This is a genomic window from Cognaticolwellia aestuarii (genome assembly GCF_002000025.1).
Taxonomy (GTDB): domain Bacteria; phylum Pseudomonadota; class Gammaproteobacteria; order Enterobacterales; family Alteromonadaceae; genus Cognaticolwellia; species Cognaticolwellia aestuarii.
Genome location: NZ_MUZV01000012.1, coordinates 58,729 through 80,849, shown reverse-complemented (window position 1 = coordinate 80,849; position 22,121 = coordinate 58,729). Strand labels below are relative to the sequence as shown.

Below are 22,121 nucleotides of genomic sequence, written 5' to 3'. Positions count from 1 at the left end.
TTTTTATTGATACGCTCAGTTACGTTATACTTTAGCCGTAACAGCACATTCGGTATATTACGGTTTTGCCATAGATAATAATTTAGGTAAGAAGGTTTCACTCTCCAACGCTAGTTGCATTTGCTCAGCTAAGACATCTTGTAAAATCGTTTTTGACGTTAACGGATTCGCTAATACCACACGAAAAACTAAGGTTTTACGTCCTTGATACCTTTTCACTTCGATACGCGTGCGTGAGACAAAAGATTTACCATTCTCACGCTGACGTTTTTGAATAAATTTAGTGAGTTTGTCCAACAGCACATTTATCACTTCTTGCTGTTCATTATCAGCATTAGCTAACAAAGCTTGTACACTTGCTGGGTTATAACGATAAGTCAGCAAACATAACTCAGGCTCAGTGATCAATTCAAAATCAGCATGTTGATTAATCAACTCAGCAAAATAATGCGCTTTTTCAATACTACTATTAATCAACATTTCGTAACCAGGGCGACTAATCACATGTAATGCTGCATAAACCAACATTGCCATGCCTGGACGAGAGCCTTCTAAAGTATGACTACCTAAATCTTTCGAGCCCTTACGTAAAATATATTCTGCATGGTGCTCAATAGCGGCAACAGATGCCGGATTCTTAAAAACCACTAAGCCAGCCCCCATAGGCACATACATTTGTTTGTGTGCATCTATAGTAACTGAATCTGCTAGTTCAATGCCTTTAAGCATTGGGCGGTATTTTTTCGAGAGTAAGGTTGCTCCGCCCCACGCAGCATCCACATGAAAGTGTGCTCCGTAATGCTGGGCAATGTCAGCCATTTGTTCAAGCGGATCAATGTTACCGGTTTCAGTGGTACCGGCAACTCCAACAATACTTAATACACGAATATTTTCGTCAGCTAACTGTTGGCATTTTGCCTTTAGTAGTTGGCAATCGATTTTATTATTTTCATCGGTTGGAATGGCAATAACACTGTCTTGCCCTATGCCTAATACATCAGCAGATTTTTTCAGTGAGTAATGACCACGTGCGGATACTAAAATAGCTAAGCCATCATACTGGTAATGCTTAAGTGCTCTATATAAGCCCTCACGAGCTACGCCTTTGAATTCGCCATCCGGCTTTAACAAGTTATTACGAGCCACCCAAAGTGCCGTTAAATTGGCGATGGTGCCGCCTGAACAAAATGCCCCTAAAGAATGATTAGCGCTATGCATCCATTGTTGATAGTAAGGTTCATCATCTTGATAAACCAAACGGTGCATCATACCTAAAACTTGGCGTTCCATCGGAGTAAACGCTTTAGAGGTTTCAATTTTTACTAAGTTTTGATTTAGACCAACCATCAACTTTGACAGCGGTAAAATAAAATAGGGTAATGCTGAGGTCATATGACCTATAAAGTTTGGGCTAGAAGTGTGTACTGACTGAGAGACCAGCTTATCAAGTAAGTGGTGCATATGATCTGAAACAAAAGCCGGCTCTTCAGGGATCAAGGAATTAGCAAAATCTTTTTCGATTTCGCTTAATGCTTGCTCTGTGGCTGCGATATGCGCACCAAGAAAGCCTGCTAAGTTTTGTGATATCTCATTCTCTATTCGGCCTAATGTGGAATCAGGTGCAACAGGAATGGTAAAAATGCGATGTAAAGACTCTTCAGATACTTTTGCCGCGCGTTTACTCAGCGTCATACTTACTTCACTATTCACGACTTGCCTAAGCAAGTTGATTTATACAAGTGCGGCACTGTAATAAAAAATGAGCCAAATGTCTCGTTATTTCCACTAAAGTTGAGCTTTTACACAAATTTTAACGGAAAGTTAACTTAATTTAACCAAGTAACGTTGCGGCATAAACTAAACCAAGTTCAATAATTGCTAAGCTGCTTAATGCCATCATAAGTACTGTTTTTTTAATATTGTTAGTCATGTTATTCATCCTAAATTACAATTAATGTACTTAGGTTATATCAACTTTCAAGCCAAAATCGCAAGCGACTGAAATATAATAAAAAAATAGCATTAGACTTTGTTTTATAATGTTACCAGCTTGTAAAAAAACGCTAAATAATTGTTGATTTAGCCAATTTTTTTGTATTTATACAAATTTAACCAAACTGTCCATGTAAGCAACTGTGCACCATTATTTAATGATATGAAGCTGCCAACATTGCTGGCCACTGGCATGAAACTTTGCCTCAAACGGTGTTAATGGCTGAGTAACATTTACCGTTGATATTTCGCCTTTAAAAGCTAAAACATCTGCCGCCAACTGAAACTCTTCTAAATAAAGTAGCCAATTACTACGTAAAATAATTTCTTGCCCAACGGCAATAATTTGTGGAAAAACCGCACTGCCGTGCCAGCGCCTTTGTATATGCTTAGCTTTAGGCCAAGGATTAGGGTATAAAATATAATGCTTAGTTACCTGCCAGTTAGCAGCAACGACAAGACGATAAAAATCATTTAAGTCAGCACGCACTAAGTGATAATTCTCTACTTTGCCTTTACCATTCTCATGCTCAACTTCATCAACATTACGGTTAATTCTATGCGCTGATTTATCTACCCCTATCACTAACGCCGTTGGGTTTTGTTTTGCTAATAACCGAGTACTTTGGCCGACACCACAACATGAATCTAAAATAATATCGCCCGCAAACGCCTGGACAATGGCATTAATCTCATCAAAGGCTTGTTGAGTATGCGCTTGAATTGGTTTTTGCGACGGATGTGCCACATGTTTCTTAACAATTTCAACCAGCTTTTCATGTACACCCGGTTGATTGGTGACAATCGCTTTCGAATCGCCCGTTATTTCTGTCTCGGTCATTACCTATTTACCTATAAATTACACTACACTAGCAAGTTAGCTTCTTAAGCCGATACCTTTCGTAATCAACACCATAGCTATGGTATATAAACTGACAATAAAAACGCCTAGCACCGCAAATGACAGGGTTAAACTCACGTCAGATATACCTAAAAATCCGTATCTAAAAGCATTAACCATATAAACAATAGGATTGATTTGCGACACACCCTGCCAAAATTCAGGTAACAAACTAATTGAATAGAAAACGCCCCCCAAATAAGTTAATGGCGTCAAAATAAAAGTTGGAATTATTGATATATCATCAAAGCTGCCGGCAAAAATAGCATTAATTAATCCACCTAAAGCAAAGGTAGCAGAAGTCAGAGCGACAGTAGTAATAATGACCCAAATATTATGAATTTGTATATCAACAAAAAACATCGCAACAATGGTGACTATACTACCAACGAGCATTCCTCGTGCCATACCGCCGCCCACATAACCAGCTACAATAACCCAGTTAGGCACAGGGGCTACTAGCATTTCTTCAACATTCCGTTGCCATTTAGCACTAAAAAATGACGAAGCAACGTTAGAATATGAATTCGTAATGACACTCATCATGATCAAACCTGGGACAATAAACGACATGTAATCAAAGCCGCCCATTTCACCAATACGTGAACCGATTAATGAGCCAAAAATAACAAAATATAAACTAATCGTAATCGCTGGTGGCACTAATGTTTGGACCCAAATGCGCATAAAACGGTGAATTTCTTTATGCAAAATACTTTTCAGTGCAATAATATTTCTAGATGATGCCATTATTTTATTCCTTAACTGCGCTATCAACAGCTGCTTGCCCACTACCGACTAAGCTAACAAATAGCTCTTCAAGGCGGTTACTTTTATTTCGCATACTCAACACTTCAATACCTTGTGCATTAAGCTCGGTAAAAATGGCGTTAAGAGTTTGGCTCTTATTTAGGTCAACCTCTAAGGTATGATCATCAATAACCCTAGAGCTCAAGTTTTCTAATACTTTAGGTGCGCTATTAGGCTTTAAATCAAAAACAAAGGTTTCGACATCAAGTTTTGCTAACAACGATTTCATATCGGTATTTTCAACAATAATGCCTGAGTCGATAATGGCAATATTACGACAAAGCATTTCGGCTTCTTCTAAATAATGCGTGGTTAAAATAATGGTAATACCCTGCTCATTAAGCTCACGTAAAAAACCCCACATTGAACGACGAAGTTCAATATCAACACCCGCTGTTGGCTCATCAAGAATAAGCATTTTAGGTTCATGCATTAACGCTCTAGCAATCATTAAACGGCGTTTCATACCGCCAGAAAGCATACGGGCAGCGTCATTTCGCTTTTCCCATAAGTCGAGCTGCTTTAAATATTTTTCAGCACGTTGCACTGCAATCTTACGTTCAACCCCATAATAGCCAGCCTGATTGACCAGTATTTTCATCAAGGACTCAAACTGATTAAAATTAAACTCTTGTGGTACTAAACCGATAAAACTTTTTGCGGCTTCAAGCGCTTGATCAATATCATGACCAAAAACAGCAACACTACCGGCAGTTTTATTGACAAGCGATGTAATAATACCAATGGTTGTCGACTTACCCGCACCATTAGGGCCAAGCAAAGCAAAAAAATCTCCCTGCTTAACGGTAAGGTCAATGCCTTTAAGTGCTTGAAAACCACCTTTATAGGTTTTCGTTAATCCTGATATTTCTAGTGCTGGTAGCATAGCGAACCTCAAAAAAATTGCGTGCCTTTAACGTGGGGGCAAGTTAGTTATTTTCAACGTATAGTGCACGTAATAATGATGAAGCAACAAAAAGTTACGATGAATGCATTTGCCTTAACATTGTATACAATTTAAAGTAAAGAAAAAAATTAAGGATAAACAATGTTGATAACTAAGCTGTCGCGATGGTGTGCATTAACCGCCATTTCAGTCTCATTAATTGCTTGTCAGAGTACGTCTGAGCAAGTGCCAACTCAAAGCCTAAACCACATGCCTTTAACCCTTGAACGTATCTATAAAGATGATGAATTTAGCGCCCAATGGCTAGGTCAAATTCGTTGGCTTGCTGATGGTAGTGGTTACACCGCTATTGAAAAGTCTGAAAAAACTAAGCAAACGGATAAAGACAGTAACGATGATACTGAAAAAGTAGAAAGTATTGGCAAAGATATTGTTTTCTACGATCCAAATACCTTAGCTCGCCAAGTACTCATTTCTGCAGAGCAACTTATGCCAAGCGGTCAAAACCAAGCTTTATCAATCGACAATTATCTTTGGTCAGATGATCGTACGAAGCTACTCATTTATACCAACAGTAAAAAGGTTTGGCGTTCAAATAGCCGCGGTGATTACTGGCTTTTAAATATAAAAAATAATCAATTGAGTCAATTAGGTGGTAAAGACGTTAAAGATAGTAGCTTAATGTTTGCCAAGTTCTCGCCTGATGGCAGCAAAGTTGCTTACGTAACCGACAATAACATTTATGTTGAAACACTAGCAAATCATCACATTAAGCAACTTACCTCTGATGCTGGTAACGGTATTATTAATGGTTTATTTGATTGGGTTTACGAAGAAGAGTTTTCAATTCGTGATGGTTTTCGTTGGAGCCCTAACGGCAAAAGCATTGCTTACTGGCAGTTAGATACCCGTGGCAGCAAAGACTTCATCATGATCAACAATACTGATGAACTTTATCCAACATTAACGAAGTTTCCTTACCCTAAAGTAGGCGAAGAGAATGCCTTAGCAAAAATTGGTATTGTTAATGTCAGCAATGCTAAAACCACTTGGGCCAAGTTACCGAATAATTCGCGTGAAATGTATGTGCCGCGTATGAACTGGTCTGGAAATTCTAAGCAAGTATTAATTCAACACGTTAATCGTAAACAAGACACCAACAAGCTCTACCTTACCGAGATAAAAAACGGTGATGTTGAGCTGATACTAACCGAACAAGAAGAAAACTTTCTCGACTTTTATGATGACGCTAAATGGCTAGAAAACGGCACTGACTTTATCTGGAAAAGTGAACGCAACGGTTGGCGTCATATCTACAAAATATCACGCGATGGTAGCAACATAGTAAATTTAACCGATGGCGCTTTTGATATTATCGACGTTAAAGCCATTGATGAAAAAAATGGTTGGATATACTTTATCGCTTCGCCTGATAACGTCGCACAACGTTACTTATACCGTAGTAAGCTTGATGGCACCTTATCGAATCAACGCATAACACCGAATGAGTATGCCGGTTCAAACCGCTATCAAATGTCATCTGACGGCCAGTGGGCAATACATTCATTTTCAAGCTTTGCTCAACCAACTCAAAAACAATTGATTAAAGTTGCCGAACACCAGCCAAAGCATCAATTAATGACCAACGAAAAGCTGAATAAACAATTAGCTGCACTAGCAAAGCCTGAACATGAGTTCTTTCAAGTAACAGCACAAGATGGCGTGGTGCTTGACGGTTACATCATGCGCCCAGCTGACTTTGATGCCAGTAAAAAATACCCCATTATATTTTATGTTTACGGTGAGCCCGCCGGACAAACAGCACAAGACAAATGGCGCGGTAATGCTTACTTATGGGATCAAATGTTAACCGAGCAAGGCTTTATTGTTGCCTCAATTGATAATCGCGGCACGCCTGCACCTAAAGGCAGAGCATGGCGCAAGTCAATTTACGGCGCTGTCGGTATATTATCATCACGTGATCAAGCAGACGCATTAAAAGCGATGACAGAGCGCTGGTCATATATTGATAGCGACCGTGTTGGAATTTGGGGTCACTCAGGGGGCGGCTCAATGACCTTGAATATGCTATTTCGTTACCCTGAATTATACAAAGTTGGCATATCGTTAGCGCCCGTGGCGGATCAACGCCTATACGATAGTATTTATCAAGAGCGTTATTCTGGATTACTTAGCGATTACGCAGAGGGCTATGAACAAGGTTCGCCGATCACACATGCTAAAAACCTACAGGGTAAGTTGTTGCTTGTTCATGGAACCGGTGACGACAACGTACACTACCAAGGTACGGAAAGATTAATTAATGAACTGATAGAACATAACCGCCAATTTGATTTTATGTCATATCCAAATCGCAGCCACGGCATACGTGAAGGTGAAGGAACCACCTTACATCTGAAAACCATGATGACCAATTATTTTAATGAGCATTTAAAGTAAGCTTCTACAACTAACATGCACCGGACAGGTCTGGTGCATATAAAGCTTAGCAATACACTTTATTCACCTAGTGAAAACAATAATGGCATTAATAACGGTATCATTAATGCCATTTTCTAATTAGCCACTACTTGATTTAAGTTAATAAGCCCTGTTAGGGCATTGGTATAGCTTGCTGAAATATAGTGAAGTAAAATCAAGCAAGCTGCTAGTGATCACTCTTATTGTTTTAGTTTTTGGTTATTACAGTGCAAATACACTATGTATATCTTGCCCTTGCTTGATTTTCTCTAAGCCTTGATAGAGCTTAGTTTTATCAATATCTTCAACTAAAACCCTTGAAGCTTGATAGCTACTGATAGAAAAGTCGAACCTGCTTACCCTAACAGATTCAATATCTTTTAGGGTCAAGTTTATATTTTCGAGTAAGTAGGGCTTTCTAAAATCAACCAACAATGCAATTCCCTCGTTGAACCAAGTAGGAATATTTAACAAATGATGTAACCAGCCCATTCTAAAGTGGACCTCTGCATGCACATATTCGTGAGCAATAACATCAATGTTTTGTCCTTTGGGGCCAAAAACAATACATTGACCAAGTGGCGTTAGCAAAGCCGTTCCATAAGCGTTTGAACCAAAATTTGCAGCTTCTTCAACATTACTTGCAACGACAACTTTAGGAGCAGAGACCATAGAGCCAAAGGTATTATTCACCCTAAATTTAGCTAAATTAATAGTAGCAAGTAGCTTTTCTTTTTGGTCAGAAGTGAAAGAGGCGTGCGCAAAAACATTAGGTGAAATTTCAAGATAATTGGAATACTCGATAAACTCACATGCTAAAGCATGCCGCTGAGTGAAGCCACTTAGCAACAACATTGCACCCGTAAAATATAATACAGATAATCTAAATTTTGACACTTAACCTCCTTGTAAAACGAACACCTTATGATGAAGCACGTCGTTGTGCATTAGCCGCTATTAAACTTTACTTATTGAACAATGCCTTGCTAGGCAATAGCGCTACAGGCAATAATTATTAACCTCCTCATGTCATGGCAAAATACTCAATGTCACGGGAAAACACTCATTAAATCAGTAGCTATGCATAATGCTTGCTTACCCCTATTTAGCGCGCCAATACCTTAAGTATCCAGTCTTGATAATTCGACACCCTAACTTGATAAGCGGTTGTACCATATAAGCCACCTTTAAAGGTAGATATATCACCATGCCCTAATTGCCAACTTGATAAACCGACAAGAAAAGGGATACCCTCTTGAAATATAACAGAAGCACCACCACTGTCACCTGAACCATTCATGCCTTCAAGTGATAATGCCTCTGCTGGTGGGTTAAAAGTAAATGCTAACCAATTGCCTTCAGCGCTCTCAATAACGTTTTGAAACTTGTGCATGACACGAAGTGCTTTAGTATCAAGATCTTCACCAGTTAAGCCATTACCAGTAGCTCCCTTGCCATAAACTGTGATTATTTGGCCTTTCTCACTTTCACCTTGGTAAATACCTATCGGCTCTACACCGCTAACAGCTGAAGTTAATTTAATTAAGGCAATATCACTTCTAGATTTAAAAAAATTCATCAAAGGCGCTAAGTCACCTTTAAGTAAATTGTCATTGGGCTGAACGTAATCAGGGTGAATATGAACACTTTCAATTTTATAAGGAGCTGAGCCGACAACGATCTCCTGACCAACATAATCATAAAAAATAGTGTGCGCTACCGTTACAATCCATTGTGCATTAATAAGCACTCCATGACCTTCGTGTGGCATATCGACTAAGTATTCAGGCGTTTTTTCTACCATATAGTTTTCAGCAGGAATATCATGCCTTTTTACAACAGCTTGACTGGAAATCGACGATAAAATAAACGCTAAAAACAATAAAAATTTCATATGACATCCATGTGCATTAATGGTTGGCGAATACAGTACTATATGCCAAGTCATTGTTGACTAAAATTTACAACCCGGGAGTTTTAACTAAAGTTACTTTTTGATTAACTTTTCATTAGAGGCACTGGCATCTAAAGCAAGTTGCTCAGTATGTTTTAGCAAACTTATATCGCCTACCTTACCATGTCCAGGAACAACGATTTCTATACTAGGATATTTATTAATAACCTTTTGAATGGACAAAGGCCAATCTTCCACTGACGCATCTTCTATATTACCTAAACTTTTACTTTGTTTACTTTTTACAAAACAGCCAGCAAATAAAGTATTACTTTGGGGTAGCCAAACCACCACATTATCTGCTGTATGACCGGCCCCTGGGTAAAATATTTCAATAGTACCTTTGACTAATTCAAAAGTATTACGGGAAATGTCATGACTAGATTGCTCCCTACCCTTGCGCTTAAGCAAGTGATTAGTTTTAGGCGTTGCATAGGTTCTTATATTCAAGTGATTAAGCAGCTCTATACCACCACTGGCATCCTCATGAAAATGAGTAACAACACTGCTTTTAAGCGTCAGTTTTTTTGCTTTTATCCATTTGATTAAAGCTACAGTATCATTTGACGTCCAAGGAGTATCTATAATATGAGCATTATTACCATCGATAACAATTAAACCTGATGCCCCAACGAGGCCCCAAGGTTTAATGTTTTGATAAGATATATGCTGATAAACATTATCAGTTAATTGGATAATTTTTAGTTGCCCATTCGTTGCTGAGACAACGGCAGAAAATAACAGGAAAACAGTGAAGATATATCTCATGTTCGAAGCGCCTCTAACACCTCGCTAAGAGGCAATAAAATGGTTGGTTAATATGTTTAAATACAGTAACAAGAGCCACGCTGGATTGCCTTAATTATTTTTACCTCAGCGTTTGTTCCCCAAAAAAATTAAGTCGATAACAGCCCCCCTGTGATAAAAAATCGGCGATTTTCTAAGTCAAAGCAACATGTTCACCTATCTTTTTAGGCATAGGCAATTAAGGCAGCTTCAAAACAAACATATTACACCGGCTGATTGGCGCCGGAATACAGATTAACATGACGACATCTTGGATTGATTTAAGCAAAGCAAAGCAAAGCAAAGCAAATCAGCCAATCACTTGTTTTCTATAAAAGACAAGGAAGCTTTAAAATATTAAAATGATATCGATTGAATTTACGCTATCGCAGGCAAACATCAATCAGCTAATATCGTATGCCACACAGTTAGAGGTTATTTACATTCATTCACGTACATGGCTACATTCGCGTTATACCGTACATCCTGTACATATACGCTCTTGTGCATCCATGCACCCGCGTTATACCGTACATCCTGTACATAAAAAAGCCTGCGAATGCAGGCTTCTTATTAAGCTAGATACAATACCTACCTAAAACTTAAGACTTACCAGCACGTGAGACATATTCACCGGTACGAGTATCAACTTTAACCACGTCACCTATTTGTACAAATAATGGCACACGTACAACAGCACCAGTAACTAGCGTAGCTGGCTTGCCACCCGTACCAGCCGTATCGCCTTTTAGGCCTGGGTCAGTTTCTGTAATTTCTAATTCAACAAAGTTAGGTGGATCGACCGAGATAGGGTTACCATCCCAAAAAGTAATAGTACAAACATCACCTTCAGCTAGCCATTTAGCTACATCACCAACGGCTTTTTCATCTGCCGCCACTTGCTCAAATGTTTCATTGTTCATAAAATGCCAAAATTCGCCATCAGCATATAAATAGCCAAGCTCAGAATCCATTACATCGGCACCTTCAACACTTTCACCTGACTTGTAAGTTTTTTCTAGTACCTTACCTGAGATCAACTTACGAATTTTAATACGGTTGAATGCTTGCCCTTTACCTGGTTTTACGATTTCATTATCGATAATGTTACAAGGTTCACCATCAATCATTAATTTAAGTCCAGCTTTGAACTGGTTAGTGCTAAAATTAGCCATAATTATTATGCTCGCTCGTTCACGTAGTACACGTAAAGGTTAAAAATTGAATATAGAAATGCCGCAAATAATAACCCAAATCAACGATAAATTGCACACTTCTTGGCAAAAAGAATTAGCAAATGTTATTACAGATCCAAAAACCTTAGTTGAGTTGCTCGATATTCCACCAGAAAACTATCAACAGCACTTTGCTGCCCGCAAATTATTTCCTGTACGTGTACCACGACCTTTATTGTCTCGCATTAAAAAAGGCGATATTAACGACCCTATTCTAAAACAAGTGATGCCGTTAGATATCGAGTTTTCAATTACAGAGGGCTACGTAGAAGATCCGCTCGAAGAACACGACACCGTTGCTCCTGGCTTGCTACACAAATATAAACATCGAGTGCTAATGATGGTAAAAACCGGCTGTGCTATTAACTGTCGATACTGTTTTCGCCGTCATTTTCCTTATGCTGACAATAGTCCAAATAAAACTCGTTGGCAGCAGGCGCTGAATTATATTCAAAGCCACACTGAAATTAACGAGGTTATTTTCAGTGGCGGCGACCCATTAATGGCCAGTGATGATCATTTACAGTGGTTAATTAATGAAATTGAGCAGGTCAGTCACGTTAAACGATTACGTATTCACACCCGTTTACCCATTGTTATTCCACAGCGCATAACACCGGCGTTAGTTAACACCTTAAGCACTTCACGTCTTAAGCCCACGATCGTTTTTCATATCAATCATGCTAATGAAATTGATAAAAGCGTCATTGATGCCATAGAACCTTTGCGTGCGGCAAGAGTGCCACTATTTAATCAAAGTGTTTTATTAAAAGGAGTTAATGACAGCGCAACCACTTTAGCCGAATTGAGTGAACAGCTGTTTGATAGTGGCATACAGCCTTATTACTTGCACCTATTTGATAAGGTGCAAGGCGTAGCTCATTTCGATATAGCCGAAGCAGAAGCCAAAAAAATAGTAACTGAACTTATGGCTATTTTACCCGGTTTTTTAATGCCAAAACTTGTCAGAGAAATTGCCGGAGAAGCCAGTAAAACACCGATAAATTTGCCATAATAAGATGGCAATAAAATGTTATAGAATAGCTAACAAAAGCCAAATCAATTTGGCATAATAGCGTTATTAAACAGACCAAACGAATACGAGCTATTATGAGCGAAGCAGTACACAAACAATTAATCGATAATATTTCAATCATATTGAAAAAGTCACTAGCAGCAGACGCTACGTTAGCCACATTACGTGAAGCCAAGCAAGCAAGCTTTGCAGCTATATTTACTGCAGATGCGGGCTTTAAATGTACGGCAAATACTTTTCAGCCTTATGTTGAAGAAGTGGCTAATGACTTAATTTTTTGGCAAAAAACCTCAGATCAACAAACATTGATTAACATCGTAAAAAAAATTGAACAATTATTTACTGTTTTAGCCAAGTTTGAACAAAGCTAACAGCGATTAGTGTTGATAAAAAACGCAGCTATAAGCTGCGTTTTTCTTAGGTAAGATGTCAAATAATAGTAATAAGCTATTTGATAATATTCTCAGCAAACGTTTGCTTAAACCAATCATCAAGCATTTCTTTCTCGTAACTTAATGTCTCGTTTCGATACCTTAAGCTGGTGTGGGATATGAAGCCCATATCTTTCAAGGAAACCTCTTTACTTTTAACCACAGTATTATCAGCATTAAGCAATTGATAACTAAAATCAATACGTGGAAAATAGATACTCTTAACCACACGAATACGCTTCATACCGCCAAAATTAACATCGCCAGCTAAATCTACGTCAGTAATATCGACGATAAGCTTTTGCTGTTCAGGCAATGTCGCTGCCAGATCAGCAAAGTGCTTTTCAAAAGATTTAAATGTTCTTTCTTTAAAATGTTTTCGATGTTCTTCACCGGCATCCATGTCGGAATATTTGTCTGAATTTGACCACTTAACTTCAACCTCTGCGGCTTGGATATCAGTAAACGGTACTAATATCATAAGCGCCGTTATTAAATGCATTATTGATTGTTTCATTACATTATCCTCTTTGGCTTATTTTAACCTGAACCCTGGATAATGAGTGCTTGATATTCAAGTGAGTCATAAGCTTAGGTGGCAAAGTAAATGCTATAGCAGGGTGAGCATCACTAACAGACACCATCAATGCTTCATTTTATGCCATTTCCAAGGCAAAACGTTGATGCATAACGAGCTATTTATCGACGTGTTAACGCAGATAGTGGCTTAAAATTGGGGATTGAGCAAGTGCTGCTTATCCAGAATTCAGGTTATTTTAGTATAGTAGACCTGAAACAATCAGAGAAGTGAGTTCAGGTTACATAATGTACTACGGAAATTTTGCTTTCAAATAATAGCCGCTAAAAAATAACTTATTCAATAATGAAATTCCGAAAAAAAAAACCTGCAAAAGCAGACTACTTTATCGATACTAGCACTTTATTAGCGCCTAAACTGAGCAATTAACGGCTCTTGACCTGAAATTATATCCAGTAAATTTGATGACAATGTACTTGATTCTTGGCTATTTTCATCACATAAAATTGTCAGTTCATTAATTCGCTCGATATTTTGACTTACTTGCTCGGTGACCACTGATTGCTGTTCTACCGCTGCCGCAATTTGAGACGTTGCGTCTGAAATTGCGGTCACCTCATTATGTATAGTATGCAGTGACTCTCCAGCTTCACTGGAAAGTGATACACAACTCGCTGACAGCACATTACCTTTATGCATAGACTCGACAGCGTTATCGGAATCAATTTGTAACTGGGTCAGTAAGTTTCGAATTTCTTCTGTTGATTGTTGAGTTCTCAATGCTAATGCCCTGACTTCTTCAGCAACAACAGCAAAACCTCTTCCTTGTTCACCAGCTCTTGCCGCTTCAATAGCCGCATTTAACGCCAATAAATTTGTTTGATCAGCAATACTACTAATTTCCGATAAAACGGTATCTATCGACTTACTACCATTAGATAGTTTAGTGATCATATTATCCACTTCCGCCAACTGCAGAGATAAGTCATGAATAGCCTTGACTGAGGCAGCAATGGTTTCTTGACCGACTTGAGTTAAGGCTTGTCCATGCTCTGCCGACTCGGCTGTCGATGTGATCGTTTTAGCTAAATCTTGTACGGTACTCGTCATTTGATTAACTGCTGTTGCGATTTGCTCTGACTCATTACGTTGTTCATTTAACCTTTGCGATACTTGATTACTTTTATCAGCAGCAGTTAATGCACTTTCACTAGCGTGAAGCGAAACATCGCTGACTCGACCAACAACAGCATTAATTTCAGCTTTACGCATAGCTAAGGCTAATTCAACGGTGCCAAGAGCATCATTATGACCAGAATAAATATAGCTCATCAACGAGTTAGCAAAAACATCATCAGCTGCTTTTAAAACCTTTTTATACTTTTTACGCCACACTAATGACATCAGCGAACTAATAACTCCAATCAAAACAAATGGCAGTGTTACCATTAAGCTTAATGTGGCGGTAGCGGCCAAAATTACGCTAGCTAGCGTAAATAACAATAAAGCCATTTGGCTCCAAAGTGTTTGATCAATTTGATACTTCAGTGCCAGTGGCGTTACACCTTTATTTAATTGCGAATATACACCTTCCGCACGGCGTTTAACCTCACCATCTAACTGTGTTCTAACTGATTGATACTCAACATTATTACCTGAATCATCTTTAATGGGAGTAACATATGCATTCACCCAGTAATAATCACCATTTTTACATTGATTTTTTACTGGTCCCATCCATGATTTGCCTCGCTGAATGACTGACCACAAGTCTGCAAACACTTGTTTAGGCATATCTGGGTGCCTAACAACATTATGCGGTTGGTCTTTAAGTTCATCGTTTGCATAACCGGCAATTTTACAAAACTCGGCGTTTGCATATTTTATATGACTATCTAAGTCAGTAATGGAAAGCAATATTTCTGATTCATTAAACGTTTGTTCTTTAGATGTACGGCCTAAATTCATCTGGCGTTGCCCTTAAAGGTTTTTCTTATTATTTAACAATAAACTATTACTACTGAGCTCGGGTGCAAGCTTGCGACAATATTACCGCTGATTAGTGGCTTACAACTTGATATGGCTCAAAAATCAGACACAAATAGTGCATTAAATATTGTAAATAACAGAAGTTAATTTCTCTAAATTTCAACAAACTAATGACTTTTAACGTTAATTCTTCATGCTACAGCACTGGTAAAGTGCTTTTAAAATATCTCAGCCATAACCCATAACTTGCACATTGTAGTTATCATAAAACCATTAAATGACAAATAATCTACCACAATAAAATGTTATGTTGTAACATATAAAACAGTAAGCAATAGAGATGGAAATAACGTGGTTGAACAAAAGTTACCTGTCACAGTGCTGTCTGGTTTTTTAGGTGCCGGAAAAACGACTGTGCTCGGTCATATTCTCAATAACCGTCAAGGAAAAAAAGTTGCGGTTATTGTTAACGATATGAGCGAAATAAACATCGATGCAGCCTTCGTAAAAAATGAGGTTTCGCTAAATCAAAGTAACGAAAAGTTAGTAGAGATGAGCAATGGCTGTATTTGCTGTACTCTGCGTGAAGACCTGCTACTGGAAGTTAAAAAGCTCGCGAAAGAAGGTCGGTTTGATAACCTCGTCATTGAATCAACAGGCATTTCAGAGCCACTCCCTGTTGCCGAAACTTTTACTTTTACAGATGAAAATGGCACTTCATTATCAGACATTGCTACTTTAGACACTATGGTTACCGTGGTGGATGCGGTTAATTTTTTAAAAGACTTTGACGAGGCAAAGTATCTCCAAGATACCGGAGAGTCTCTTGGCGACGAGGACGAACGAAGCGTAGCCGACTTACTAATTGATCAAGTTGAGTTTGCCGATGTCCTTTTGATCAGCAAAACAGACTTAGCTAAGCCTGCTGACATTGAACGCCTTAGCGCTATTCTCAAAGTACTTAATACTCGCGCTAAAATAATACCAATATCATCAGGAAAAATTGATATTAATGAAGTATTAAATACCCAGCTGTTTGATTTTGAGCAAGCTGAAAAAGCCCCCGGTTGGCTCAAAGAAATGCGTGGTGAACATGTTCCTGAAACTCAAGAGTATGGCATCAGCAGCTTTAATTACGTTGCGCGAAAACCGTTTCATCCTGAAAAGTTTTATCAGTTCCTACACAGCACTGAACAATTTGGCAAACTTATCCGCTCAAAAGGCTACTTTTGGTTAGCGTCTAGGCCACAGTTTTGCGGCCAATGGAGCCAAGCTGGCGGTATAGCCCGTTATGGCTTCGCTGGTATGTTTTGGAAAGCTATCCCCGAGAAAGATTGGCCAACAGAGCAAGCGTCACTTGAGGAAATAAAAAAACAATGGGCTGAGCCCTTTGGTGATATGCGTCAAGAATTAGTGTTTATTGGCCAAAAACTTGATCAAAAGAAAATGACTTTAGCACTAGATCAATGCTTACTCACTGAAAGTGAATTGCTACAAGGTCAAAGGCATTGGGGAACATTACATGATCCATTTCCAGAGTGGGGAGAGAGCGCATGAGTAGTGCAGCAAGAAAAGAAGAACAGTGTTTTTCAGAAATTAAAATTAATCGCGCCGTGCAAGGTGACACCCCTGATGTATTAACTGATATTTATCAAGAAAATACCAATATTGTCACTTGGCAACGTGATCTTTCCCAAGCACTAAGATCAGCTATTGACGACTTTTTAAAGTGCCATAAAACAAAAGCGACGGTATTGGCGGTGACACCCGAAAACACTCAAGATACCCTTATAGAAGCCTTTGGAGAAGCAGAGATAAAGCCGGCGCTAAGAGATGATATTGCCCTACTCGTTGATATGTTTTGCTGTTTGTTTGACCTAAAAGGTGCAGGACTAAGAATCTCTGTGCTCGAGCGTGCTATGTGCCCTCGCTTCCATGTAGATAAAATTCCATGTCGTTTAGTCACAACATATCGTGGTGTTGCTACCGACTGGTTACACCACGATGTAATCGATAGAGAAAAACTAGGTGCTGGCCATCAAGGTAAGCCTGATGAACAATCAGGACTGTTTAAAAACCTGAACGATATTAATCAACTAACGCAAGGCGATGTAGCACTGTTGAAAGGCGAAGGTTGGTATAACAACAACGGAGCTGGGCTTGTACATCGTTCACCGCCAGTCGCTGAAGGCGAGCGTCGATTATTACTCACTCTTGATTTTCTCTCTGACTAATTAAGGTGTAGCTCATGAGTCGTACCTTGTTCAATCGCCATCTATTATGCATTGCACTACTGGGCGCATTAGTCCAAACCTCATGCCTGGCCAAAGGAGCAGTTTCGCTTAATGCACATGTGCATGGCGTATCTGAGCTGACCATCGCACTCGAAAAACAGCAACTTGAAATTGAGCTGAGATCGCCAGCCATCAACCTATTTGGTTTTGAGCACAGCGCGATAACAACATCAGATAAGACCGTTGTCAATAAAGCTAAATTACTTCTGGCAAAACAGCATGAGCTATTTTCATTTTCTGGTGGCGACTGTGTATTGGTCAATCAATTTACTGATGTATCAAGTGTCATACACAGCCAGCAAATAAAAACTCTCCAAGATATTAATTCACATAACCATAATGATAAGCATGGTGACCATGATGACCATGATGACCATGATGACCATGATGACCACCAAAATAAGCACACAATGAATGACAACGTCAAGCATCACGAAGTGGTCGCTAAGTACAATTTTCGCTGTAAAACACCATTAACGTTATCAACTGTCAAGGTTAAGCTATTTGAGTTTTTTTCAGGCATTGAACAAATAAAAGTAATGTGGCTTACCGAATTCCAACAAGGTGCTTCAGTGCTCGATACGAATAACCGAAGCATCAGGCTAAAGGTAAAATAAGAAAGCGACTTTTCTTAGCAATCAATAAAGTGCAGCGTAAAATAAATGATCAAACATCATTCTTCAGCAATGTCTGCATCAACATTTATACAAAAAGGTTTACTCATGGAAAACAACAATCAAGATAGCATTAATCAGCCAATAGTCGATAATGAAAGCTGTTGCAGCCAAGCAAGCTGTTGTGCACCGCAAAGCCCATTAGTGCATGCACAACCCAAAATAGGTCGTAATGATCCCTGCCCGTGTGATAGTGGCCGAAAGTTTAAAAAGTGTTGCGGCTAAGGTTGCGACTCAGATAGCGCTTTTAAAGAAACATAATGAACGAGATAGAATGAAATCGACAAAAATTACAGCCGTGCCTACTCACATTATTACTGGCTTTTTAGGGGTTGGTAAAACATCGGCAATACTACAATTGCTAACAAATAAACCTTCAAATGAGCGTTGGGCTATTTTAGTGAATGAATTCGGTGAGATAGGGGTTGATGGCAGCTTTTTTTCAGGCCAGTACACAGAAAAACAAGGGGTATTTATACGCGAAGTTCCCGGTGGCTGTATGTGCTGCGCCGCTGGTGTCCCTATGCAAATAGCCCTTAATCAACTGCTGTTACAGGCAAAACCTGATCGCTTATTGATAGAGCCAACGGGGCTTGGGCACCCTAAAGAAATTATTAAAGCACTGTCTGCGAAACATTATCAAGAGGCGCTATCACTGCAAAAACAATCACCTTAGTCGATGCTCGAAACGTAAACAACACCCGATACACAAGTCATGATATTTTTAATCAGCAAATTGCGATTGCTGATATCGTTATTGGCAATAAAGTAGACTTATATCAAGATGAAGACAAAACAAGGTTAATTGACTATGTAAAGGTGCATGGCCAAGCCAACGCCGATGTGGTTTTCGCTCAGCAAGGTAATATTAAGCTTTCAATTTTAGCTGGCCCAACGACATTAAGCTTGCCTGCAGCATCTCCTCATCGCCCCACTAAAGAAGTAATGACTGCTGATTTAACGATACCTGAATGCGGCTTTATTAAAGCAATCAATACCGGCGCAAGCTTTAATAGTGTTGGCTGGCGGTTTACTGAAGAAAAAACATTCAATTACGCTAAACTGAAAGGTTTTTTCAGTAATGTAAACGCTGAGCGAATAAAAGCAGTATTTATCACCGAGCTCGGTGTATTTAGCTATAACTTTACCGCTGATGGCCTAACAGAAACCGCGCTCAACTTTACTAAAGAAAGTCGTATAGAAATAATATCAAAGCAGCTGGATGATACTGTTGAAGCACAGCTAATGGCCTGCATTAACTAAAGCGCCAGCTAAGCTTGGGCAGGCTTACACATTAACAGGAATTTAAGCGCCCGTTTAGTAAATCGATATAATTACGGCTCATCAGTATAAAGTTCAAATGCATGCATTTCCATCGAGTAAGCTGCGATTGCGGTATCGTTTTCAACCAGTGATGTTTTTATAATACCTGAAATCCAATACGCGTCGTAAAGCGACTCGAGTTTAAGCCCTTTGGGGTAATTCACATAAATAGTTTGGTTAGGCGGTGGTGGCGGTAAATGAAGGCACGCGCCAAAAAACGGCACCATAAAAAACTGTGTTACATTTTGCTTATCATCAAATTCAAGGGGCACAATAAACGCAGGAATTTTGATCGGTGCATTATTAACAACACTCTTCACTTGCGTTGATGTTAGGGCTTGTTGATAACGATCACCTTCATCATTTTTTAATTCATTTTTCAAGGTGTTGCTTAATTGATCTTGAGCAGAGCCATCGACTATTTCATCAAGATAACTGGGCGGATTTGACAATGCATTTAAATCATCTTCCGGCAGTAAATCAAGCCAATCAGCGGTCATAAAAGCAGAGGCTGGTAAAATTGAGTTTTCTTTTTGTTCAACTACCTCTATTTCATTTAACGGCATTTTAACGGCAGCTGAATTTTTATTCTCTGTCGCTGCATATTGTTTATTCACGCTATCACGCTTTTCTGGTCGTTCACACGCCAGTAAAAATAGACTTACCAAGATAACTACACTTAATTTACTCATATTAGATCATGCTAAAAATGTGTTTAATAGACAAATGATACACTGTATCATTTGTCTATTACATTAATTTTCATTACGTGGGAAGTACACCGGGCATGATAATAGAGCTCGCTAAGTTAAAATTTAGCTATCCAGAACAAGCTGATTCGCTTGTATTAGATATCCCATCTTGGTCATTGCCCATAGGTGAGCATACGCTGATTCATGGCTCATCAGGCAGCGGGAAATCAACCTTATTAAATATTTTAAACGGCTTATTATCAGTTAATAGCGGGCATATTGAGGTTTTAGGCCAACGACTTAATGAAATGACGAGCCGACAACGAGATAACTTTAGAGCTAACAGCATAGGGTATGTTTTTCAGCAGTTTAATTTAATTGGCTATCTTAATGCCATCGATAACGTTCAACTGGCAAACTACTTTTCAAAATCCTCAGAAAAATCGTCAGTCACTGAAGAAATTAAAGCATTACTCAACAGCTTAAATATCCCAAAAAAAGATTGGCAACAGCCCGTACATAAACTAAGTATTGGTCAACAACAGCGTATTGCTATTGCGCGAGCGCTCATTAACAAACCGGCATTGTTAATAGCTGACGAACCAACATCTGCACTTGATGAAGAAAATAGCGCTGATTTTATGGCGCTTTTAATGTCAATTGTTGATAGCAGCCAAACAACACTCTTGTTTGTCAGTCATGATATCTCGCTATCGCGCTATTTTACTCGTGTTGAATCTTTACATGATATTAATCAAGCAGGAGCCGTAAATGCTGATTAAGCTTGCTCTGAAAAGCCTACACGATCGCAAAGGTTCCGTTATTTTGTCTATTATCGCAATGACGGTCAGTGTTTTTGTTTTACTCGGTGTTGAGCATGTTCGGCATCAAACAAAACAGAACTTTGCCAATACCGTATCTGGCGTTGATTTAATTGTAGGAGCCCGAACCAGTAGCTTAAATTTATTGCTCTATTCTGTTTTTAAAATTGGTAGCCCTAGTAATAATATCAGCTGGCAGTCGTTCAAGAAAGTGGCCGAAAATCCTCAAGTAAAGTGGGCGGTGCCTCTCTCACTTGGTGACTCTCACAAAGGCTATAGAGTGCTTGGTACAACAGAAAGCTACTTTCTACACTATAGTTATGGCAAAAAACACAAGCTATTGTTTCAGCAAGGACAAGCTTTTAATAATGTCTTTGATGTTGTATTAGGTTACCAAATTGCGGTCAAGTTAGGTTATCAACTAGGCGATGAAATTTTATTAGCTCATGGCTTAGGTAGAACAAGTTTTAGCATGCACGCTGATAAGCCATTTACTGTTGTCGGCATTTTAGCACCTACGGGTACGCCTGTAGATCATACCTTGCATGTAAGTTTACAAGCAATAGAAGCAATACATGCCAGTGGCAAAAACACTTATCATGCGAGTAAACCGGACAAAAGATCAGAGTTAAAGACTGATTTGCCACCTCAGTTATCCGCTAATTATCCCTCTGATTCAATGCCTAGCTCAAAATCTACATTAACCCCAAAAAGCATTACCGCATTTATGTTAGGCCTTAATTCAAAAATGTCGACATTTAAAATCCAACGCGAAATTAACAACAATAGACAAGAGCCCTTGTCGGCAATATTGCCGGGAGTGGCATTATCTGAGCTTTGGCAAATAATGGGAGTTTTAGAGAGCACACTATTTTTAGTGGCTATTTTGGTCTTTATTTCGGCTAGCTTAGGCGTGAGCGCCATGCTGCTGTCAGCCATTAAACAGCGCTCAAGAGAAATGTATCTGCTGAGAGTTATTGGCGCACCAGCACTATTTTTGTTTATGCTAATTGAACTCGAAGCACTGTTTATTACCATAATAAGTTGCGCATTAGGCGTAGCGTTATTAATCGCCAGTTTATTTTTCGCACAAACTTATTTAGCGTCATATTTTAGCTTACAAATCAGCCTAAATATATTTTCACTTAATTCACTAACATTAATCATGGCGATGATCGCAGCATCAGCGCTTGTTGCAACTATTCCGTCAGTGGTTAGTTATCTGCAATCTAAAAGGCATTACGTTGTAAAGTAGCA

The 22,121-nt window shown here is 39.0% G+C and carries 21 protein-coding genes and 1 pseudogene; 11 read left to right on the top strand and 11 right to left on the bottom strand.

The features are described 5' to 3' along the window. Positions 1-57 precede the first annotated feature (57 nt). From panP to B0169_RS16475, 4 genes are all read right to left on the bottom strand, one after another. Entirely contained in the window at positions 58-1,692 is a 1,635-nt protein-coding gene (gene panP / locus B0169_RS16490) for a pyridoxal-dependent aspartate 1-decarboxylase PanP (RefSeq protein WP_077287856.1), read from the bottom strand. Between the two features lie 451 nt (positions 1,693-2,143). Beyond that, a complete protein-coding gene (gene trmB, locus B0169_RS16485; protein ID WP_077287825.1) occupies positions 2,144-2,833 on the bottom strand; it encodes a tRNA (guanine(46)-N(7))-methyltransferase TrmB in 690 nt (229 codons plus the stop codon). A gap of 36 nt (positions 2,834-2,869) precedes the next feature. Further along, a complete protein-coding gene (locus tag B0169_RS16480; RefSeq protein ID WP_077287822.1) occupies positions 2,870-3,643 on the bottom strand; it encodes an ABC transporter permease in 774 nt (257 codons plus the stop codon). A 4-nt stretch (positions 3,644-3,647) separates the two neighbouring features. After that, entirely contained in the window at positions 3,648-4,589 is a 942-nt protein-coding gene (locus B0169_RS16475; RefSeq protein ID WP_077287820.1) for an ABC transporter ATP-binding protein, read from the bottom strand. A gap of 162 nt (positions 4,590-4,751) precedes the next feature. Here B0169_RS16475 and B0169_RS16470 point away from each other — a divergent pair, with 162 nt between their 5' ends. Continuing rightward, positions 4,752-7,070 (top strand): S9 family peptidase, encoded by a 2,319-nt coding sequence (locus B0169_RS16470; protein ID WP_179143639.1) that lies wholly within the window; start codon positions 4,752-4,754, stop codon positions 7,068-7,070. Positions 7,071-7,313: 243 nt separating this feature from the next. Here B0169_RS16470 and B0169_RS16465 read toward each other — a convergent pair whose 3' ends face one another. From B0169_RS16465 to efp, 4 genes are all read right to left on the bottom strand, one after another. Then, complete coding sequence (locus B0169_RS16465) at positions 7,314-7,988, bottom strand: hypothetical protein (RefSeq protein WP_077287819.1); 675 nt, start codon at positions 7,986-7,988, stop codon at positions 7,314-7,316. Positions 7,989-8,196: 208 nt separating this feature from the next. Further along, the gene (locus B0169_RS16460) at positions 8,197-8,985 is read right to left on the bottom strand and encodes a trypsin-like serine protease (protein ID WP_077287817.1); all 789 of its coding nucleotides are present in this window, start codon (positions 8,983-8,985) and stop codon (positions 8,197-8,199) included. A gap of 93 nt (positions 8,986-9,078) precedes the next feature. Next, the gene (bla, locus tag B0169_RS16455; protein ID WP_077287815.1) at positions 9,079-9,813 is read right to left on the bottom strand and encodes a subclass B1 metallo-beta-lactamase; all 735 of its coding nucleotides are present in this window, start codon (positions 9,811-9,813) and stop codon (positions 9,079-9,081) included. Between the two features lie 620 nt (positions 9,814-10,433). Next, positions 10,434-11,006, bottom strand: coding sequence for an elongation factor P (efp, locus tag B0169_RS16450; RefSeq protein WP_077287813.1), 573 nt, complete (start codon positions 11,004-11,006; stop codon positions 10,434-10,436). 58 nt (positions 11,007-11,064) lie between these two features. On the opposite strand from efp, the gene epmB reads away from it, so the two are divergent. Continuing rightward, positions 11,065-12,081 (top strand): EF-P beta-lysylation protein EpmB, encoded by a 1,017-nt coding sequence (gene epmB / locus B0169_RS16445; RefSeq protein ID WP_077287812.1) that lies wholly within the window; start codon positions 11,065-11,067, stop codon positions 12,079-12,081. A gap of 95 nt (positions 12,082-12,176) precedes the next feature. Further along, complete coding sequence (locus B0169_RS16440) at positions 12,177-12,473, top strand: hypothetical protein (protein ID WP_077287810.1); 297 nt, start codon at positions 12,177-12,179, stop codon at positions 12,471-12,473. Between the two features lie 76 nt (positions 12,474-12,549). Here B0169_RS16440 and B0169_RS16435 read toward each other — a convergent pair whose 3' ends face one another. Together B0169_RS16435 and B0169_RS16430 are read right to left on the bottom strand one after the other, a co-directional pair. Continuing rightward, positions 12,550-13,050 carry a DUF3016 domain-containing protein gene (locus B0169_RS16435; RefSeq protein ID WP_077287808.1) on the bottom strand — a complete coding sequence of 167 codons (501 nt, stop codon included), beginning with the start codon at positions 13,048-13,050 and terminating at the stop codon, positions 12,550-12,552. A 426-nt stretch (positions 13,051-13,476) separates the two neighbouring features. Then, on the bottom strand, positions 13,477-15,039 hold the full coding sequence (locus tag B0169_RS16430; protein WP_077287806.1) for a methyl-accepting chemotaxis protein: 1,563 nt from the start codon (positions 15,037-15,039) through the stop codon (positions 13,477-13,479). Positions 15,040-15,411: 372 nt separating this feature from the next. On the opposite strand from B0169_RS16430, the gene zigA reads away from it, so the two are divergent. The 6 genes and pseudogenes from zigA (at position 15,412) to B0169_RS19565 (ending at position 19,291) form a co-directional block, all read left to right on the top strand. After that, positions 15,412-16,617, top strand: coding sequence for a zinc metallochaperone GTPase ZigA (gene zigA / locus B0169_RS16425; RefSeq protein WP_077287804.1), 1,206 nt, complete (start codon positions 15,412-15,414; stop codon positions 16,615-16,617). Continuing rightward, positions 16,614-17,294, top strand: coding sequence for a DUF1826 domain-containing protein (locus B0169_RS16420; protein WP_077287802.1), 681 nt, complete (start codon positions 16,614-16,616; stop codon positions 17,292-17,294). The genes zigA and B0169_RS16420 overlap by 4 nt, the downstream gene beginning before the upstream one ends. Before the next feature lie 14 nt (positions 17,295-17,308). Next, positions 17,309-17,971 carry a ZrgA family zinc uptake protein gene (locus B0169_RS16415; protein ID WP_077287800.1) on the top strand — a complete coding sequence of 221 codons (663 nt, stop codon included), beginning with the start codon at positions 17,309-17,311 and terminating at the stop codon, positions 17,969-17,971. Between the two features lie 45 nt (positions 17,972-18,016). Next, positions 18,017-18,253 carry an SEC-C metal-binding domain-containing protein gene (locus tag B0169_RS16410; protein ID WP_077287798.1) on the top strand — a complete coding sequence of 79 codons (237 nt, stop codon included), beginning with the start codon at positions 18,017-18,019 and terminating at the stop codon, positions 18,251-18,253. Beyond that, a pseudogene (locus tag B0169_RS19575) lies at positions 18,201-18,784 on the top strand (CobW family GTP-binding protein); the annotation flags it as partial. The gene B0169_RS16410 and the pseudogene B0169_RS19575, both read left to right, overlap by 53 nt. A gap of 63 nt (positions 18,785-18,847) precedes the next feature. Next, positions 18,848-19,291: an acylphosphatase gene (locus B0169_RS19565; RefSeq protein ID WP_235838609.1), complete on the top strand. Its 444-nt coding sequence runs from the start codon at positions 18,848-18,850 to the stop codon at positions 19,289-19,291. A gap of 71 nt (positions 19,292-19,362) precedes the next feature. Here B0169_RS19565 and B0169_RS16400 read toward each other — a convergent pair whose 3' ends face one another. Next, a complete protein-coding gene (locus B0169_RS16400) occupies positions 19,363-20,043 on the bottom strand; it encodes a DUF3299 domain-containing protein (protein WP_077287796.1) in 681 nt (226 codons plus the stop codon). A gap of 95 nt (positions 20,044-20,138) precedes the next feature. On the opposite strand from B0169_RS16400, the gene B0169_RS16395 reads away from it, so the two are divergent. After that, on the top strand, positions 20,139-20,825 hold the full coding sequence (locus B0169_RS16395; RefSeq protein WP_077287794.1) for an ABC transporter ATP-binding protein: 687 nt from the start codon (positions 20,139-20,141) through the stop codon (positions 20,823-20,825). After that, positions 20,815-22,119, top strand: coding sequence for an ABC transporter permease (locus B0169_RS16390; protein WP_077287792.1), 1,305 nt, complete (start codon positions 20,815-20,817; stop codon positions 22,117-22,119). Before B0169_RS16395 ends, B0169_RS16390 begins: the two co-directional genes overlap by 11 nt. Positions 22,120-22,121: the final 2 nt, after the last annotated feature.

What these genes read in the sequence shown, in the direction of transcription:
- panP (WP_077287856.1), bottom strand. Translation starts at nt 1,692, where the DNA reads ATGACGCTGAGTAAACGCGCGGCAAAAGTATCTGAAGAGTCTTTACAT.
- trmB (WP_077287825.1), bottom strand. Translation starts at nt 2,833, where the DNA reads ATGACCGAGACAGAAATAACGGGCGATTCGAAAGCGATTGTCACCAAT.
- B0169_RS16480 (WP_077287822.1), bottom strand. Translation starts at nt 3,643, where the DNA reads ATGGCATCATCTAGAAATATTATTGCACTGAAAAGTATTTTGCATAAA.
- B0169_RS16475 (WP_077287820.1), bottom strand. Translation starts at nt 4,589, where the DNA reads ATGCTACCAGCACTAGAAATATCAGGATTAACGAAAACCTATAAAGGT.
- B0169_RS16470 (WP_179143639.1), top strand. Translation starts at nt 4,752, where the DNA reads ATGTTGATAACTAAGCTGTCGCGATGGTGTGCATTAACCGCCATTTCA.
- B0169_RS16460 (WP_077287817.1), bottom strand. Translation starts at nt 8,985, where the DNA reads ATGAAATTTTTATTGTTTTTAGCGTTTATTTTATCGTCGATTTCCAGT.
- bla (WP_077287815.1), bottom strand. Translation starts at nt 9,813, where the DNA reads ATGAGATATATCTTCACTGTTTTCCTGTTATTTTCTGCCGTTGTCTCA.
- efp (WP_077287813.1), bottom strand. Translation starts at nt 11,006, where the DNA reads ATGGCTAATTTTAGCACTAACCAGTTCAAAGCTGGACTTAAATTAATG.
- epmB (WP_077287812.1), top strand. Translation starts at nt 11,065, where the DNA reads ATGCCGCAAATAATAACCCAAATCAACGATAAATTGCACACTTCTTGG.
- B0169_RS16440 (WP_077287810.1), top strand. Translation starts at nt 12,177, where the DNA reads ATGAGCGAAGCAGTACACAAACAATTAATCGATAATATTTCAATCATA.
- B0169_RS16435 (WP_077287808.1), bottom strand. Translation starts at nt 13,050, where the DNA reads ATGAAACAATCAATAATGCATTTAATAACGGCGCTTATGATATTAGTA.
- B0169_RS16430 (WP_077287806.1), bottom strand. Translation starts at nt 15,039, where the DNA reads ATGAATTTAGGCCGTACATCTAAAGAACAAACGTTTAATGAATCAGAA.
- B0169_RS16420 (WP_077287802.1), top strand. Translation starts at nt 16,614, where the DNA reads ATGAGTAGTGCAGCAAGAAAAGAAGAACAGTGTTTTTCAGAAATTAAA.
- B0169_RS16415 (WP_077287800.1), top strand. Translation starts at nt 17,309, where the DNA reads ATGAGTCGTACCTTGTTCAATCGCCATCTATTATGCATTGCACTACTG.
- B0169_RS16410 (WP_077287798.1), top strand. Translation starts at nt 18,017, where the DNA reads ATGATCAAACATCATTCTTCAGCAATGTCTGCATCAACATTTATACAA.
- B0169_RS16400 (WP_077287796.1), bottom strand. Translation starts at nt 20,043, where the DNA reads ATGAGTAAATTAAGTGTAGTTATCTTGGTAAGTCTATTTTTACTGGCG.
- B0169_RS16395 (WP_077287794.1), top strand. Translation starts at nt 20,139, where the DNA reads ATGATAATAGAGCTCGCTAAGTTAAAATTTAGCTATCCAGAACAAGCT.
- B0169_RS16390 (WP_077287792.1), top strand. Translation starts at nt 20,815, where the DNA reads ATGCTGATTAAGCTTGCTCTGAAAAGCCTACACGATCGCAAAGGTTCC.